Source organism: Corynebacterium sp. LaCa78 (assembly GCF_046717505.1).
GTDB lineage: Bacteria > Actinomycetota > Actinomycetes > Mycobacteriales > Mycobacteriaceae > Corynebacterium.
The window spans coordinates 1,995,848-2,010,891 of record NZ_CP177112.1 but is presented as its reverse complement, the minus strand read 5'-3'; the positions used below and the strand labels follow the sequence as shown (position 1 = coordinate 2,010,891).

Genomic DNA, 15,044 nt, shown 5'->3' with positions numbered 1-15,044 from the left:
GCCCCCAAATCAGCCCATGGGATGATGGGACACTGCGACCAGGCGGGTTACTATGTAGAAAGGTAATTTCCCATTTACAAGGAGAACACGCTTTATGACTGATGCCGCGGCGCGCGCCGTTGACTTGTTTAAGCAATACGGAAGCGATGATACGGCGGTTATCGCCCTTGATCACGTTTCCATTGAGTTTGGAAAGAACCAATTCACGGCCATTATGGGCCCTTCGGGCTCGGGCAAGTCCACGTTGATGCACACGATGGCAGGGTTGGACTCTGCTAGCTCTGGTTCGGCGTTTATCGGTGATACCGATATGTCGCACCTCAATGACAAGGAAATTACGGCGTTGCGTCGTGACCGCTTAGGATTTATTTTCCAGTCCTTCAACTTGGTCCCTACCTTGACGGCTGCGGAAAACATCACGCTGCCGACTGATATCGCGGGCAAGGACGTCGACAAGCAATGGTTTGAAGAAGTCACCCGTCGCCTGGGGCTGGCGGAGCGTTTGGAGCACCGCCCGGCTGAGCTGTCTGGTGGTCAGCAGCAGCGTGTCGCCTGTGCTCGCGCCTTAGTGTCGCGGCCGGAGATTATTTTTGGCGATGAGCCTACGGGTAACTTGGATTCCAATTCTTCGGCCGAGGTATTGGATATTCTGCGCACTGCGGTGGACCAGGATAACCAGACTGTGGTCATTGTGACGCACGATGCTAAGGCGGCGTCGTACGCCGATCGTGTTGTTTTCCTTGCTGATGGCAAGCTCGTTAATGAACTGCAGGATCCAACGATGGAGGCCATTCACAATGTAATGGCAGAGATTGAGGGTTAAATGGCACGCGGAAACGCAATGCGCAGGGTATCCGTGCGCAATATTTTGGCGCATAAATTGCGCCTTGGCCTGACAATTTTGGCGGTGGTCTTGGGCACCGCCTTTATTGCAGGCTCTTTCATGTTCACTAACTCATTGAAGGCCACTTTTGATTCTGCGGTGGATAACCAGTTCCGCGGGGTAGACGCGGTGGTTAGTGAGAACGATGACAGCGACCAGAAGCTGGATGAAGGGCTGCGCAAGCAGCTGCTTGATGATGACGACGTTAAAAACATCAACGTCGCTGACTCGCAGACTGTGGTTGTAGCCGATGAAAACTCGGAGGCTTTCCAAACCCAAAGCGGTACTGCGAGCCTCGTGCCATACTATCCCGCGGATAAAACGGTCGGTGGCGCGAGCGAACTCACTGAAGGCGATGAGCCAAAGGCCAAAGATGAGGTGACGATCAATTCTTCTGCAGCGGAGAAATACGATATCTCCGTTGGCCAGAAGCTTCTGGTAGTCCATTCGGATAGCCAGGATGAGGTTAAGGTCACGGGCATCGTGGAGCCGCCGGTGGAGCAGGGCGATAGCATCGAGCTGCGCATGGACGAGTCGGATTACCTGGAGCGCTTTGGTGATCCTTCCCAGCTGAAGGTCTCTGCCGCCGATGGCGTGGATGCGAATGCGCTTGTCGATGACCTGAATGACAAATTCGACATCAAAGCAGAGTCCGGCGAACGCCTTGCAGAGCAGACCAGTGAGGCAATGACCGAGGCGTTGAAGTTTGTGAACTACTTCCTCGTTGCCTTTGGTCTAATCGCCTTGTTGGTGGGCACCTTTATTATTGCCAATACCTTCTCCATGATCGTGGCCCAGCGCATTAAGGAGTTCGCGCTCTTGCGTGCATTGGGTGCGTCGCGCCGCCAGATCACCAATTCCGTTGTGGTGGAATCCGTCATCGTGGGCGTGCTGGGGTCCATCGTCGGCGTTGTTGCCGGCGTGGGATTGGTCGCCGTAATCAAGGCGGTGATGGGCGCCAACGGTATGGACATTGGCGGCGGTCTGGGACTGAGCGTTTCCGCCGTGGTAGTTCCGATCATTTTGGGCACGATTGTCACCGTGGTCTCTGCGTGGGCCCCGGCGCGGCGCGCGGGTGCCGTGGAGCCGGTCGAAGCGATGCGCACGACGGAATCGGCCTCCGGTTCTTCGCTGAAGGTCCGGACGATTTTCGGTGCGATCCTCATGATCGGCGGCATTATTGCGGCGTTTGCGGGCGTGCTTAGCGATGCCGAAACGAACGTCCGCGCCATCCTCGTCGGCCTCGGCGCCGTCGGGGTGATTATCGGTTTCTTCTTGGCAGGACCGGCGCTCTCTTTGCCGCTAGTACCAACGCTGGGCAAGGCTATTGGAGCGCCTTTCGGGTCCATCGGCAAGCTGGCTGCTACCAACTCGCGGCGTAACCCGCGCCGCACTGCCGCCACGGCCTTTGCCCTGACCTTGGGCGTGGCATTGGTCACGAGCATCGGCATGCTGGGCCAGACGATGAAGGCCTCCATCTCGGATACGGTGGACCAAACTATTACGTCGGACTACATTTTGTCCGGCCCGAGCTCCGGAAACTTCCCGACGCCGAAGGAAACCGGCGAGCGTGCCGCAGAGGCAGACGGTGTGGATAAGGTCATTACCGTTGGCTCGGCCCCGGTTGCCGTGGACGGTCAGGCCTCCTTGGACTTTGGCGCCGGCGGGTTGTTCACCGTGACGGTGGATGCTGACCCCACCTCGATGCTGGCGATGAACATGGTGGAAGGCGATGCCAATATTGAAGGCGGCTTTGCCGCCACGGAAGACTTCGCCAAAGAAAATGGCTGGAAGGTAGGAGAGACCTACGAGGTCACCGGCAGCAAGCCGGGCAAGACTGCGGAAGCCAAACTGGTCGGCACCTTTGAGCCCATCGAGACCATTCAAAATATGGTGGTTTCGCAGGACGTGGCAGAAGAAGTCGCCGCTGACGGAGAATTCTCTGTGCAGATGGTGGGCGTATTAGGTAAAGAAGGCTACGACAAGGAAGAGCTACGCCAGAACCTCGAGGATGCCGTCAAGGATCTCGTGGTGGTGCAGGTCAACACCGGTAAGGAATATGCGGGTCAGGCCGCTGGCTTCATCGACCAGATGCTGGCCATTCTCTACGGTCTTCTCGCACTCGCCGTGATCATTGCCGTGCTGGGCATTGTCAATACCTTGACCTTGGGTGTTATCGAGCGCCGCCAGGAGATTGGCATGTTGCGTGCGGTGGGTACGCAGCGCCGCCAAATCCGCCGGATGATCACGCTGGAGTCGGTGCAGATTTCGCTCTTTGGCGCAATCATGGGCATCCTCATCGGCCTCGGCTTGGGCTGGTCCTTCATCGAGATCCTGAATGACCAAGGCCTTGGCGGTGCCGAGGTTCCGTGGGGCATGCTGGTGATCATGCTGCTGGGATCCGCGGTTGTGGGCGTCATCGCAGCGGTATGGCCATCGCAACGCGCGGCAAAGACGCCGCCGCTGGAGGCGATTGCGGATTAAGGCTTAGGCATCTAGGCCTTGACTGATATTAAGAAGTTTCAGCTCGTCGTCGTAGCACAGGAACCATGGGTGCGCTTCGGGCTGGAACTTCTTTGCCGCCGGATCCAAGTACAGGAAGAAGTGCACGCAGAGAAATCGTAGGGGTCACTGTAGCTAGGAGCGAGCTGGGAATTGTGTACTTAGATTCCGTGATAGATAAGTTCGGCCCACATCACCCCGCGCCAGGCTAGGACCACGCCGATCCCGATGGTCCAAAATAGGTACTTACACAGCGGCCACCAGTGCCGCTGCTTGACCATTTCCCCTAGCTCTTTCGCCATGGTGGACCAGGTGGATAGGCCACCGGCGAGGCCGAGGGCGAAGAGGGGATGGGCGAAGGGGGCATCGGCAAGCTGCGCAAAGCCCACCGCCAGGCCGAAGATCAAGGAACCCAGGATATTGGATGCGAAGGTGCAATACGGCGAGGGCAACAGGCGGGTAAAGCCGTAGCGCGCCGCGCCGCCGAAAAAGCCGCCGATAAGGACGAAGAGCAGGTTCATCGCAGCTTATCCCCAGCAAGGTAGGCGGCGGTGCAGCCCACGAGCGTGGCCGCGACATAGGCCAGGGCGATGCTCCAGTGGGACTCCGCGGTGAAGAAAGCAAAGCTGGCGAAGCTGGTAAACCCACCCAAGAATCCGGTTCCCCAGAAGGGGCCGGGGCGGGTATATCCCATCAGCGCGCTGCCGACGATATTAAGGATGAGGAGCGGGAGCATTCCGCCGCCGAGAGCGATGGTTAAGAGGTAGCGGGCACCGGCGCCGAGTGCGGCACCGGAACCGAAGATGAGGGAGTGCGGCATGGGGTACATCATAGTGGGCGAAGTCTCAGGAAAAAGCACAGGGGTTTGTATCCGAAAAGGGGAGGTTAAACGCTAAACTAATCGGCGTGAATAACGCGTTTGATGTGGTGAGCTTTATCGCCCGCTTTGGCATGGCCGTGGTGTGGATCATCGCCGGTGTAGAAAAGATGGCGCACCCGCTGGATACCATGCAATCCATCAAGGCCTATGAGATTTTCACGCCGGAATGGTCTGGGTATCTGGCCCAGCTCATTGGGCCGCTGGAGCTAGTGGGTGGAATGCTGCTCTTGCTGGGGATTTTCCTTCGCGAGTCTTCCAAGGTAGCGGCCGTGGTCATGGTGCTTTTCATGGTCGGCATCCTGCAGGCATGGCTGCGTGGGCTGGATATCGATTGCGGGTGCTTTGGTGCTGGTGACGCTACTGCGGAGCCGGGCATGAACTATGGGCTGACGCTGCTTCGCGATGCCGCCTTCCTCGCCCTTACCGCATGGATCATCAAACGCCCGTTCACGAAATTTGCGCTCCACCCGTAGCGGTGGGCACAGTAGGTTGCAAGAGTCCGAAAGTATCAACAGGCAAGGTTTAAATGAGCAAAGTAAGTGACCCGAATGCCAAGTCTGGCAATGGTTTCATCTGGGGCGTCGGCGTCCTACTCGTCATTATCGCCGTGGTCATTGGCTACATCGTGTGGAATGGCAAGCAGGCCAATGAAATCGAGGTGCAAGACGTCAACATGTCCATGGACTATAAGGACAACGCGATTACCCTGAAGTCCGATGCGGCCGATGACGATACTCCAGAGGTTGACCTGTACGAAGACTTCTCCTGCCCCCACTGCGCGGACCTGGCGAAAAGCACCGATGAGGAGATGAAGCAGGCAATTGAGGATGGCAAGCTGGTCGTCCACGTGCGCACGCTGAACTTCCTAGACGGCGAGGATGTCGAAAACGAGGACGGTTACTCCACCAAGGCCGTCGCAGCCATGTCAGAGCTGGCTAAGTCTGGCGACGTAAAGACCTACTGGAATTTGCGCGACTACATGATGAAGAACCAGCAGAGCATCGCCACTAAGTGGGATATGGAGGACATCGCTGACCAAGCCAAGGAACTCGGCGCCGAGGATGACGTGGTTGATTCCATCAAGAACGTGGATATCAAGCAGGGCAATAAGGTGGCCAAGGCCAACTACGATAAGCTGAATAAGGCAACCGGCTCGGTTTCCTCGCCGCGCATTGTCCAGGATGGCAAGGATATTCCGGACCGTGAATCCGGCGAGTCCTTGAATGACTGGGTAGACATCGCCACCAAGTAGCAGGCGATTTGGTGAGTTAAATACTTGCCATGTATATTCATACGAGTTGCGGCCCACAGGGTTGCACCTCGTATATGGGGCTATGGCGCAGCTGGTAGCGCACCACACTGGCAGTGTGGGGGTCACGGGTTCGAATCCCGTTAGCTCCACAAATTAAGAGTCTCGAGAGGCTAGATAGCTTCTCGAGACTCTTTTTTCTTACTTCAGCGAGTGGCCGATGAGCTCGCCCAGCGCGTGGGTGCCGTTGGCGTTAAGGTGCAGCGGCAGGTTGCCTGGCGCCGGTGGAAGCGGGTCTACTAGGTTGATCCACCAGCGGTCAGGAGAGCAGTTATCGTGGCCCGTGGATATCGGGTGGGCGTCCAAGAAGGAAGCACCGTTCTGCTCAGCTACCTCGCGCAGGGTGTTTTGCAGGCGCTCTTCGGTAGAAGCAACCCTGCTAGCCGGAATCGGGATGGTGGCAGAGGTCAGGCACGCGGAGTTGTTATTGGAGACCCGCGGGTATCCCACGATGGTTACCTTCGCATTTGGCGCAAAGTGGTGGGCGACATCGATGGCGCTGCGCATGCCGGTGCGCAGGAAGTGCTCGGAAGCCGCGATATTGTCCTTGTGCGGGTAGGTGTCATTGGCGCCGGCATGGATGACAACATTGCGGGTCTCGGGATTGAGATCGCCGTTGCGGGCGGCCGTGCGCAGGGTGTCATCGATGTGCTGGCCGCCGGTGCCGAAGGACGCACCAGCGCACTGGTACTGATCCACATGCGCACCGGATACCCGCGTCATTTCGTTGGCGATGGAGTTATCGGTAATGCAACCGACCTTGGTGTTTGCTTTTATACCGGCGCGGTTTTGCGCGTAATCAAGGAAATTAGGGTTGGCGACGACGCTATCGCCAGTCAGGACCGTATTGCCAGGCACGGCCGCGGTAGCGACGGTGCTACCTCCCACGAGTGCGGCAGTGCAAGCGGCAATCGCGGCAAGTTTACTGAAGTTTTTCATGGTGTACCTCAAGGCTTCCGCAGGGACGGAAGCCACACTGATAGGGGATGATTAAGGCCACGATGATCCTAAAGGTTTTCTGAGACAAGCAAAAATGGAGTAGCGAAAATCGTTATGCTGGCGGGTATGCAGACTTTCTCGAAGCGAGTACGCGATGAAGATCAAGCAGGCGCCGAAGCCGCCGGATTGCGGTGGCTGGCGGAAGCCACGGATGCGGTAGTCACCGTCGTGCGCGCGGACGGGAAGGAAATCGTAACCAAGCGCATTGACGAGGTAGCGCCCACCCCAGAGGCCGCGCGGAAGTTTGGTGCGGAGCTCGCGCGCATGCACCGCGCCGGGGCCGCGGCTTTTGGCAGCGCGCCGGAGGGATGGGAAGGCAAAAACTTCATCGGCACCATTGAACAGGAGTGCACGCCCACCGATGACTGGGGTGAATTTTATACCCAGCAGCGCGTGCTGCCCTTTGCGGAGCCGGCCGGAATCAGCACCGCGCAGCGGGACCTGGTCAAGCGGGCCTGCGATGCCATTGCCGCCCGTAGCTGGGACGTGGCGCCCGCGCGCATCCACGGTGACCTGTGGGCGGGCAACCTGCTTTTCGATGCCCAGGGTGGCATCATGATCGATCCCGCCGCCCACGGCGGGCACCCGCACACTGATTTGGGCATGCTGGCCCTATTCGGCGCGCCCTATATAGAAGAAATCTTCCGCGGCTATGGGGCGCCGAAAGATATTGAAACCTGGATTCCCATGCACCAACTGCACCCGCTGGCCGTGCACGCGCTGACCCACGGCTCGGCGTATAACCGGCCGCTGGAGCGCGCGGCTCTTGCCACGCTGGAGGCGCTGGCCTAGGCGGTTGGCCCTTGCGGCATCTGGCGCTTGTGGATGCCGCGGTGCCACAGGGTCTCGATGCGCTCGCGGGCGGCATCGGGAACCGCCTTGCCCTCTAAGTAGTCATCGATGTGGGCGTAGGTGACGCCGAGCGCCTCTTCATCGGGAAGCTGCGGCTTATCGTCTTCCAAATCCGCGGTAGGGACCTTGGACCAGGTGGACTCTGGCGCGCCCAGGTGCTTGAGCAATGCCGCGCCTTGGCGCTTATTCAGCCCGGCCAGGGGGAGTAGGTCTGCCGCGTCATCGCCCCACTTGGTGTAGAACGCGGTGACGTTTTCGGCGGCGTGATCCGTGCCCACAACGAGCGCGCCCACCTCGCCGGCGATGGCATATTGCGCGGTCATGCGCAAGCGCGCCTTGGCATTGCCGCGGTTGAAATCGTTCAAGGAATCTTGGCCTACCGCACGGGCGACCTCGTGGCTTAGCGCCGCGGTGGCCGGTTGAATATCAACGGTGAGCCGGTGATCGGGCTGGATGAAATCGAGGGCGATTTGGGCATCATCCTCATCCGCCTGCGTGCCGTGGGGCAGGCGCACGGCCCAAAATTCGGCGCCTTCTACCCGCTCTACTGCTAGCTGGGTGAGTTTTCCCGCCAAGGTGGAATCCTGGCCGCCGGAAATGCCTAGCACGTAGCCTTTGGCATGGGTCATTTCCAAGTATTCCACGAGGAAATCCACGCGACGGGCAATTTCCTCTTCTGGATCGATAAAGGGGCGTACATCCAGCTGTTTTATGATGGATTGTTGCAAGTTTTCGGCATCGGGTGACATGACGTTCATCGTAGTCTCCTGACACAATTGCGTGCTGTGAATAAAGAAAGTTATGTCAAGGTAGTTGCAGGAATTGCCGCCCTTGGCGGTTTATTATTTGGATACGACACCGGCGTGATGTCCGGTGCTTTGCTGTATATCACCCCGGAATTTAATATGACCGCCCACCAAGAGGGCTGGGTGACCTCCATGCTGCTGGTGGGTGCCGCGGTGGGCGCGTTGACCGCAGGCCGCATCGCGGACCGTTTTGGCCGCCGCTTTACGCTGATTGCCGGCGGCATCATTTTCGTTTTGGGCTCCATCTGGTGCGCGCTGGCTGGATCGGTGACCATGCTGGCCACGGCCCGTACCTTCTTGGGCTTTGCCGTCGGTGCGGTATCCATTGTCTCGCCCATGTATATCTCAGAGATGGTGCCGGCCAAGATCCGCGGGCGCATGGTCTCCCTGAATACCTTGCTGATCGTGGTGGGCCAGCTCTTGGCCTACCTTGTAAATTCTGCCCTCGCGCCCACGGAAAGCTGGGAATGGATGCTGGGGCTTGCGGCCGTACCGGGCGCGGCCCTCGCCGTGGGCATGCTCTTCTTGCCAGAGACCCCAGTCTGGCTGGCCACGCACGACAAGATGTCGCGGGCCCGTGAGGTTGCAGGCCGCGCCGGGATGGATCTGGCAGAGCTTACCTCCCAAGAAACGGCGCGCCGTTCCAGCGGCTCCGAGTGGAAGGCACTGAAGGCCAATCGCTGGATGCAGGTGACGGTATTGCTCGCCATGCTGATGGGCCTGACCCAGCAGATTACCGGCGTTAATGCCATCGTCTACTTCGCGCCCACCATGATGAGCCAGGTAGGAATTTCCACCACCAACTCGGTCTATACCTCGATTGTCATTGGTGTGGTCTCCGTCATCGCCTGCTGGGTGGGCCTCAAGGTGGTCGACCGTATTGGCCGCAAGCGCCTGCTGCTTATCGGCCTGACCGGCAACGTGATTTCGCTATTCATCTTGTCCGTGGCGTACTCGCACGCAGCCGATTCCACCACGATGGCGATGGTCTCACTGGTATTCATGGCCTCGTTCATTGCCTTCCAGCAAGCAGCGGTCTCGCCGACGACCTGGCTGCTCATCTCGGAGCTCGTGCCCCTGCAGGTACGCGGCTTGGGCATGGGCATCGCCGGGCTCTCGCTGTGGGCCACCAACTGGGCCGTGGCCCAGTACTTCCTGCCGCTGGTGGAGTGGCTCACCGGCCCGGTGGCCTTTGGAGTCTTTGGCGTGCTGGGGCTCATCGCCATCGGCTACACCCGCATTTTGGTACCAGAGACCATGGGACGTAGCCTGGATGAGGTAGGCGAGGAGATGAAATCCCGCTACTCGCGGGAATCCGCACCCCATTAAGTCCTAGTGTTTTGGTCTTAATGGCCGCGTGAGGTAAAATTATTCCTCGTGTCATGGCTGGGGATTCCCAGTCCGTGCTTTATTTACTCAACCGCATGTAGATTGCGCATAACGAAAGGAGCGCCCGATGAAGGTCCGTAAGTCCCTTCGGTCGCTGAAGAAGAAGCCGGGCGCCCAGGTTATTCGCCGCCACGGTAAGGTCTTCGTGATCAACAAGAAGGATCCCCGTTTCAAGGCCCGTCAGGGCTAATTGAAACTTAAGAAAGTCCGCCTCCTCCGAGAATTTGGAGCGGGGCGGATTTTTTATTTCTACGCTTCGACGCCAGAATGTGAACTTTGCCACATGTTTAGGTGAATAGAAGGTAAACCCGCAGGAATGTCAGGCGTGTAGTTTCACGGTTGGGTGCCGGGGCGGTCAACATGTGGGGTCTCGCTCCTGGCCCTCCTGGGAATATCATGGGTGTAACTACTATATGTTGTGTTAGTTGCGGTCAATTCCCCCAAAGTATAGTGTCGTTGGTGTCGCTCAGAGCGGTGCAGGAAGTGGCCTGAAAAGGGGTCAGAACCTCCGCTTTCTACGAGCAAAAGCTATCTCGCAAAAGGATTTTAGGGAGTTATTATGTCTATCACCGTCTACACCAAGCCTGCTTGCGTTCAGTGCAATGCCACCAAGAAGGCCCTTGACCGCGCGGGTCTGGATTACAACGTGGTAGATGTCACCGTGGACGATGAGGCCCGTGACTACATTATGGCTCTGGGCTACGTCCAAGCACCCGTCGTAGAAGCCAACGGCGGGCACTGGTCCGGCTTCCGCCCCGACCGCATCAAGAACCTTGCCGAGCTAGCCGCCTCTGCGTAAGTAGCCGAGGAGGGAGGTGCCGTCATGTTGGTCGTGTATTTTTCCTCTACTACGGAAAATACGCACCGGTTCGTGCAGAAGCTAGGTTTCCCTAGCGCGCGAATCCCCCTGCGCCGCACCGATGAGCCGCTAGTGGTCAACGAGCCTTTCGTCTTGGTGTGTCCCACCTACGGCGGAGGAGCTTCCATTAGCCACCAAAACTCCCGGCCCGTACCGGTGCAGGTAATTAGATTCCTTAATAATGAGCACAACCGCAGTTTTATTCGGGCGGTTATCGCCGGAGGAAATAGCAACTTCGGCGCCGATTTTGGCAAGGCTGGTGACGTCATCAGCGCCAAATGTAAGGTGCCCTATGTATATCGTTTCGAATTGCTCGGAAACGATGAAGATATAAAAATTTGTCGCGAAGGCCTGCTGGCTAATGCTTCCCAGTTGGGACTGGATGGGGCAGCCTAGCCGCGGTGCGACACACCTAATAGAATCCTGATTTTAAGAAAGGTCGCGTCAGCTGTGAGTACGCAATTGGGAAAGACCGTAGCAGAGCCAGTATCGCAGGAAGAGCAGCTGGATTACCACGCGCTCAACGCAATGCTGAATCTCTACGACGGAGACGGCAAGATTCAATTTGATAAGGACCGCGAGGCCGCCAATCAGTTCTTCTTGCAGCACGTTAATCAGAACACGGTCTACTTCCACGACTTGGAAGAGAAGATCGATTACCTGGTGCGCAATAAGTACTATGACCCAGCGGTCATTGAGGCTTATGACTTCGAGTTCATCAAGTCCCTATTCAAGCGCGCCTACTCTTATAAGTTCCGCTTCAAGTCCTTCCTTGGCGCCTATAAGTACTACACCAGCTATACGCTGAAGACCTTCGACGGCCGCCGGTACCTGGAGCGCTTTGAGGACCGCGTCTCCATGACGGCGCTTTTCCTTGGTGATGGCGATGGTGAGCTGGCAGAGCGCCTCGTCGATGAGATCATGACCGGCCGCTTCCAGCCGGCTACGCCAACCTTCCTGAATGCCGGCAAGCAGCAGCGCGGCGAATTGGTTTCCTGCTTCCTGCTCCGCATCGAAGACAATATGGAATCCATCGGTCGTTCCATCAACTCCGCGCTGCAACTGTCCAAGCGCGGCGGCGGCGTGGCCCTGCTGCTGTCCAATATCCGCGAATCCGGCGCGCCGATTAAGCACATTGAGAACCAGTCTTCTGGCGTCATCCCTGTGATGAAGATGCTGGAGGATGCATTCTCCTACGCTAACCAGCTCGGTGCGCGCCAGGGTGCGGGCGCGGTGTACCTCAACGCCCACCACCCGGACATCATGAACTTCCTCGACACCAAGCGCGAGAACGCGGATGAAAAGATCCGCATTAAGACCCTGTCCTTGGGCGTGGTGATCCCGGATATCACCTTCGAGCTGGCCAAGAACAACGACGACATGTACCTGTTCTCGCCGTACGACGTCGAGCGCGTCTACGGCAAGGCCTTCGGCGATATCTCCGTTACCGAGCATTACGAAGAAATGGTGGAGGATCCGCGCATCCGGAAGAAGAAGATCAACGCGCGCCACTTCTTCCAAACCGTGGCGGAGCTGCAGTTCGAGTCCGGCTACCCGTACATCATGTATGAAGATACGGTAAACCGCGCCAACCCGGTCAAGACCTCCCGCATCAATATGTCCAACCTGTGCTCGGAGATATTGCAGGTCAACTCCGCTTCCGAGCTCAACGCGGATCTTTCTTATGACCAGGTGGGCAACGATATTTCCTGCAACCTGGGTTCGCTGAATATCGCCATGACCATGGACTCGCCGGACTTCTCCCAAACGGTGGAGACCGCGATTCGGGGGCTGACCTCGGTGGCGGATAAGACCTCCATCGATTCCGTTCCATCCGTGCGCAAGGGCAACGATGACTCACACGCCATCGGCTTGGGCCAGATGAACCTGCACGGTTACTTGGGTCGCGAGAACATCGAGTACGGATCCGAGGAGGGGTTGGACTTCACCAACGCCTACTTCGCCGCCATCATGTACGCAGCCCTGCGCGCCTCCAATAAGATTGCCCGCGAGCGCGGCACGACCTTTACCGAGTTCCCCGAATCCGATTACGCCAGTGGCGAGTTCTTTGACTCCTACGATCCGGCGGAGTTCCAGCCGCGCACGGAGAAGGTCAAGGCTCTTTTCGATGCCTCCTCCATCTACACTCCCACCGCAGAGGACTGGGCGGAGTTGAAGGAGGACGTTGCCAAGCACGGCCTCTACAACCGCAACCTGCAGGCGGTGCCGCCGACGGGCTCGATTTCCTATATCAACAATTCCACCTCGTCCATTCACCCGATTGCCTCCAAGATTGAAATCCGCAAGGAAGGCAAGATCGGCCGCGTATACTACCCGGCTGCGCATATGGATAACGACAACTTGGAGTACTTCAAGGACTCGTACGAAATTGGTTACGAGAAGATCGTTGATACCTATGCTGAGGCCACCAAGTACGTGGACCAGGGGCTATCGCTGACGCTGTTCTTCAAGGACACCGCTACCACCCGCGATGTGAATAAGGCGCAGATTTACGCTTGGCGCAAGGGCATTAAGACCTTGTACTACATCCGCGTGCGCCAGATGGCGCTGGAAGGCACCGAGATCGAGGGCTGCGTTTCCTGCATGCTCTAAGCGCGGGCGCGGTCCAGGATAGCGCGGGAGGTGCGCTCGGCGGCTTCGGCCTCGCCGGCGTCAATCTCCCGCGCTAAATCCATATGTAGCTGAGTGGTGCCGCGAATTGGATCCCGTTTGCGGGAGCCAAAAACGGATTTGCCCTTCAAGATAGTCAGCAACGCCGGTGCCAGCGCCGCGATCATCTCATTGCCGGAGGCCTCCAAGATAAGGGTATGAAATTGCAGGTCGGTTTCGAGTTCTTCGCCTACCCGGGGGGAAGGGGTGGTCTCGAGCTCGCTGAGCCGGCCCGCCAGTCGCAGCAATTCGCGGCGCTGCTGTGGGCTGGCATTGCGCGCGGCAAGCTGCGCCGCCACCGGCTCGATACCAAGGCGCAGCTCGTTGAGTCGCGCCACCTGTTCCGCGCGCGTCTTATCGTGCGCCAGCCGCCACGAAATAACGGCGGGATCATAGACCGCCCAACTGCTGCGCGGCAGCACCTTGAGCCCCACTCGGCGCCCAGAAGAAACCATCCCTAAGTGCTCGAGGGTGCGCATGGCCTCGCGCGCCACGGTGCGGGAGATGCCAAAGCGCTTTTCGATGTCCCCAAGGCGAAACCGCGTGCCTTCCGCCATGTCCCCGCTGACGATATCCGTGCCCAGCTGGTCTACTACAGGGCCTAAAAGGGGAGTGGTTTCTGCCATGGCGCGGGCGTCCTTTCCTGGCTGTGTACTGCGCTTTTATTATAGGTGCGGTGCGGCGGGATGATGCGGGTTGGCATTGGGTATGCTGGGACTCGAAATTCTACACAGTGAAGCATTGGAGTGACATCGCGTGTCGCACGAATACGATGACTACGTTGCTAGTCATGACAGCCCGGTAAAAGCTATCAACTGGAATACCATCCCCGATGACAAAGACCTCGAGGTATGGGAGCGGTTGACCGGTAACTTCTGGCTCCCGGAAAAGGTCCCAGTCTCTAATGATCTCCCCAGCTGGAAGACGCTGACGGAAAAGGAAAAAGAAACCACCATGCGGGTCTTTACTGGCCTGACGTTGCTGGATACCATCCAGGGCACGGTCGGTGCGATCTCCCTGCTTCCGGATTCGCAGACCCTGCACGAGGAGGCGGTGTATACCAATATCGCCTTCATGGAGTCGGTGCACGCCAAGTCCTATTCCAATATCTTTATGACCTTGGCTTCCACCCCGATGATCAATGATGCCTTCCGCTGGTCCGAGGAAAACGAGAACCTGCAGAAGAAGGCGAAGATCATCTTGGCCTACTACAACGGTGATGATCCGTTGAAGAAGAAGGTGGCCTCTACGCTGCTGGAGTCCTTCTTGTTCTACTCCGGCTTCTATCTGCCGATGTACTTCTCTTCCCGGGCGAAGCTGACCAATACTGCCGATATCATCCGCCTGATCATCCGCGATGAGGCCGTGCACGGGTATTACATTGGCTATAAGTTCCAGCAGGAATACAAGAAGCTGGATGAAAAGCGCCAGGAAGAATTGAAGGACTACACCTTTGATCTGGCCTTTGAGCTCTATGACAACGAGATCGACTACACCGAGGACCTCTACGACGAGCTGGGCTGGACCGAAGACGTCAAGCGCTTCTTGCGCTATAACGCCAATAAGGCCCTGAATAACTTGGGCTTTGAGGGCCTCTTCCCAGCCGATGAGACCCGCGTCTCGCCGGCTATCCTGTCCTCTCTTTCTCCCAACGCCGACGAGAACCACGACTTCTTCTCGGGCTCGGGTTCGTCCTATGTCATTGGCAAGGCCGAGGACACCACGGACGATGACTGGGACTTCTAGCCGTTCTTAGTCCCCGCGCACCTTCGCTTCGGACTCAACCGAAAGGTTGATAACGAGCGGGGGTGCGTTTTCCGGTTTTTGACCTGCATATCTCGCAACCGCTGTGACATGCGACACCCATACCTAGCCCAAAGAATGTAAACCTTAAA

At 57.9% G+C, this 15,044-nt stretch carries 17 protein-coding genes and 1 tRNA gene; 12 read left to right on the top strand and 6 right to left on the bottom strand.

Annotated features, from left to right (window positions below):
• The first annotated feature begins 94 nt into the window (after nt 1-94).
• Together ACLI1O_RS09690 and ACLI1O_RS09685 are read left to right on the top strand one after the other, a co-directional pair.
• Nucleotides 95-823: an ABC transporter ATP-binding protein gene (locus ACLI1O_RS09690; protein WP_023023749.1), complete on the top strand. Its 729-nt coding sequence runs from the start codon at nt 95-97 to the stop codon at nt 821-823.
• On the top strand, nt 824-3,367 hold the full coding sequence (locus tag ACLI1O_RS09685; RefSeq protein ID WP_284640208.1) for an ABC transporter permease: 2,544 nt from the start codon (nt 824-826) through the stop codon (nt 3,365-3,367). It begins immediately after the preceding gene.
• Nucleotides 3,368-3,370: 3 nt separating this feature from the next.
• On the opposite strand, the gene ACLI1O_RS09680 is transcribed toward ACLI1O_RS09685, so the two are convergent.
• From ACLI1O_RS09680 to ACLI1O_RS09670, 3 genes are read right to left on the bottom strand one after another with little or no spacing between them, the layout of a single operon-like run.
• The gene (locus ACLI1O_RS09680) at nt 3,371-3,493 is read right to left on the bottom strand and encodes a hypothetical protein (RefSeq protein ID WP_005284578.1); all 123 of its coding nucleotides are present in this window, start codon (nt 3,491-3,493) and stop codon (nt 3,371-3,373) included.
• Between the two features lie 53 nt (nt 3,494-3,546).
• Nucleotides 3,547-3,906, bottom strand: coding sequence for a FluC/FEX family fluoride channel (locus ACLI1O_RS09675; RefSeq protein WP_005284575.1), 360 nt, complete (start codon nt 3,904-3,906; stop codon nt 3,547-3,549).
• Nucleotides 3,903-4,217, bottom strand: a complete 315-nt coding sequence (locus ACLI1O_RS09670; RefSeq protein ID WP_411706831.1) for a fluoride efflux transporter family protein — start codon at nt 4,215-4,217, stop codon at nt 3,903-3,905. The genes ACLI1O_RS09675 and ACLI1O_RS09670 overlap by 4 nt, the downstream gene beginning before the upstream one ends.
• A 74-nt stretch (nt 4,218-4,291) precedes the next feature.
• Here ACLI1O_RS09670 and ACLI1O_RS09665 point away from each other — a divergent pair, with 74 nt between their 5' ends.
• The 3 genes from ACLI1O_RS09665 (at nt 4,292) to ACLI1O_RS09655 (ending at nt 5,666) form a co-directional block, all read left to right on the top strand.
• The gene (locus ACLI1O_RS09665) at nt 4,292-4,738 is read left to right on the top strand and encodes a MauE/DoxX family redox-associated membrane protein (protein ID WP_284849541.1); all 447 of its coding nucleotides are present in this window, start codon (nt 4,292-4,294) and stop codon (nt 4,736-4,738) included.
• A 53-nt stretch (nt 4,739-4,791) separates the two neighbouring features.
• Complete coding sequence (locus ACLI1O_RS09660; protein WP_284637717.1) at nt 4,792-5,517, top strand: DsbA family protein; 726 nt, start codon at nt 4,792-4,794, stop codon at nt 5,515-5,517.
• A 76-nt stretch (nt 5,518-5,593) separates the two neighbouring features.
• A tRNA-Ala gene (locus ACLI1O_RS09655) sits at nt 5,594-5,666 on the top strand.
• Nucleotides 5,667-5,715: 49 nt separating this feature from the next.
• Here the strand turns inward: ACLI1O_RS09655 and ACLI1O_RS09650 are convergent.
• Nucleotides 5,716-6,513, bottom strand: a complete 798-nt coding sequence (locus tag ACLI1O_RS09650; protein WP_411706830.1) for a GDSL-type esterase/lipase family protein — start codon at nt 6,511-6,513, stop codon at nt 5,716-5,718.
• Nucleotides 6,514-6,627: 114 nt separating this feature from the next.
• On the opposite strand from ACLI1O_RS09650, the gene ACLI1O_RS09645 reads away from it, so the two are divergent.
• A complete protein-coding gene (locus ACLI1O_RS09645; protein ID WP_023030293.1) occupies nt 6,628-7,365 on the top strand; it encodes a fructosamine kinase family protein in 738 nt (245 codons plus the stop codon).
• On the opposite strand, the gene nadE is transcribed toward ACLI1O_RS09645, so the two are convergent.
• Nucleotides 7,362-8,183 (bottom strand): ammonia-dependent NAD(+) synthetase, encoded by an 822-nt coding sequence (gene nadE / locus ACLI1O_RS09640; protein WP_411706829.1) that lies wholly within the window; start codon nt 8,181-8,183, stop codon nt 7,362-7,364. The genes ACLI1O_RS09645 and nadE overlap by 4 nt on opposite strands.
• Before the next feature lie 27 nt (nt 8,184-8,210).
• Between nadE and ACLI1O_RS09635 the strand changes: the two genes are divergently transcribed.
• The 5 genes from ACLI1O_RS09635 to nrdE all read left to right on the top strand — a co-directional run bounded on the left by ACLI1O_RS09635 (nt 8,211) and on the right by nrdE (nt 13,092).
• On the top strand, nt 8,211-9,560 hold the full coding sequence (locus ACLI1O_RS09635; protein ID WP_023016965.1) for a sugar porter family MFS transporter: 1,350 nt from the start codon (nt 8,211-8,213) through the stop codon (nt 9,558-9,560).
• A gap of 127 nt (nt 9,561-9,687) precedes the next feature.
• The gene (ykgO, locus tag ACLI1O_RS09630) at nt 9,688-9,810 is read left to right on the top strand and encodes a type B 50S ribosomal protein L36 (RefSeq protein WP_003847162.1); all 123 of its coding nucleotides are present in this window, start codon (nt 9,688-9,690) and stop codon (nt 9,808-9,810) included.
• Nucleotides 9,811-10,179: 369 nt separating this feature from the next.
• A complete protein-coding gene (gene nrdH, locus ACLI1O_RS09625; RefSeq protein WP_284771043.1) occupies nt 10,180-10,419 on the top strand; it encodes a glutaredoxin-like protein NrdH in 240 nt (79 codons plus the stop codon).
• A 24-nt stretch (nt 10,420-10,443) separates the two neighbouring features.
• Nucleotides 10,444-10,875 (top strand): class Ib ribonucleoside-diphosphate reductase assembly flavoprotein NrdI, encoded by a 432-nt coding sequence (gene nrdI / locus ACLI1O_RS09620; RefSeq protein ID WP_284771044.1) that lies wholly within the window; start codon nt 10,444-10,446, stop codon nt 10,873-10,875.
• Between the two features lie 54 nt (nt 10,876-10,929).
• Entirely contained in the window at nt 10,930-13,092 is a 2,163-nt protein-coding gene (gene nrdE / locus ACLI1O_RS09615; protein ID WP_284771045.1) for a class 1b ribonucleoside-diphosphate reductase subunit alpha, read from the top strand.
• Here the strand turns inward: nrdE and ACLI1O_RS09610 are convergent.
• A complete protein-coding gene (locus ACLI1O_RS09610) occupies nt 13,089-13,775 on the bottom strand; it encodes a FadR/GntR family transcriptional regulator (protein WP_411706827.1) in 687 nt (228 codons plus the stop codon). The genes nrdE and ACLI1O_RS09610 overlap by 4 nt on opposite strands.
• 130 nt (nt 13,776-13,905) lie before the next feature.
• On the opposite strand from ACLI1O_RS09610, the gene nrdF reads away from it, so the two are divergent.
• Nucleotides 13,906-14,895, top strand: coding sequence for a class 1b ribonucleoside-diphosphate reductase subunit beta (gene nrdF / locus ACLI1O_RS09605; protein ID WP_239269910.1), 990 nt, complete (start codon nt 13,906-13,908; stop codon nt 14,893-14,895).
• Nucleotides 14,896-15,044: the final 149 nt, after the last annotated feature.

Excerpts from the sequence above, each read along its gene's own strand:
- ACLI1O_RS09690 (WP_023023749.1), top strand. The coding sequence starts at position 95 with ATGACTGATGCCGCGGCGCGCGCCGTTGACTTGTTTAAGCAATACGGA.
- ACLI1O_RS09685 (WP_284640208.1), top strand. The coding sequence starts at position 824 with ATGGCACGCGGAAACGCAATGCGCAGGGTATCCGTGCGCAATATTTTG.
- ACLI1O_RS09675 (WP_005284575.1), bottom strand. The coding sequence starts at position 3,906 with ATGAACCTGCTCTTCGTCCTTATCGGCGGCTTTTTCGGCGGCGCGGCG.
- ACLI1O_RS09670 (WP_411706831.1), bottom strand. The coding sequence starts at position 4,217 with ATGATGTACCCCATGCCGCACTCCCTCATCTTCGGTTCCGGTGCCGCA.
- ACLI1O_RS09660 (WP_284637717.1), top strand. The coding sequence starts at position 4,792 with ATGAGCAAAGTAAGTGACCCGAATGCCAAGTCTGGCAATGGTTTCATC.
- ACLI1O_RS09650 (WP_411706830.1), bottom strand. The coding sequence starts at position 6,513 with ATGAAAAACTTCAGTAAACTTGCCGCGATTGCCGCTTGCACTGCCGCA.
- ACLI1O_RS09645 (WP_023030293.1), top strand. The coding sequence starts at position 6,628 with ATGCTGGCGGGTATGCAGACTTTCTCGAAGCGAGTACGCGATGAAGAT.
- nadE (WP_411706829.1), bottom strand. The coding sequence starts at position 8,183 with ATGAACGTCATGTCACCCGATGCCGAAAACTTGCAACAATCCATCATA.
- ykgO (WP_003847162.1), top strand. The coding sequence starts at position 9,688 with ATGAAGGTCCGTAAGTCCCTTCGGTCGCTGAAGAAGAAGCCGGGCGCC.
- nrdH (WP_284771043.1), top strand. The coding sequence starts at position 10,180 with ATGTCTATCACCGTCTACACCAAGCCTGCTTGCGTTCAGTGCAATGCC.
- nrdI (WP_284771044.1), top strand. The coding sequence starts at position 10,444 with ATGTTGGTCGTGTATTTTTCCTCTACTACGGAAAATACGCACCGGTTC.
- ACLI1O_RS09610 (WP_411706827.1), bottom strand. The coding sequence starts at position 13,775 with ATGGCAGAAACCACTCCCCTTTTAGGCCCTGTAGTAGACCAGCTGGGC.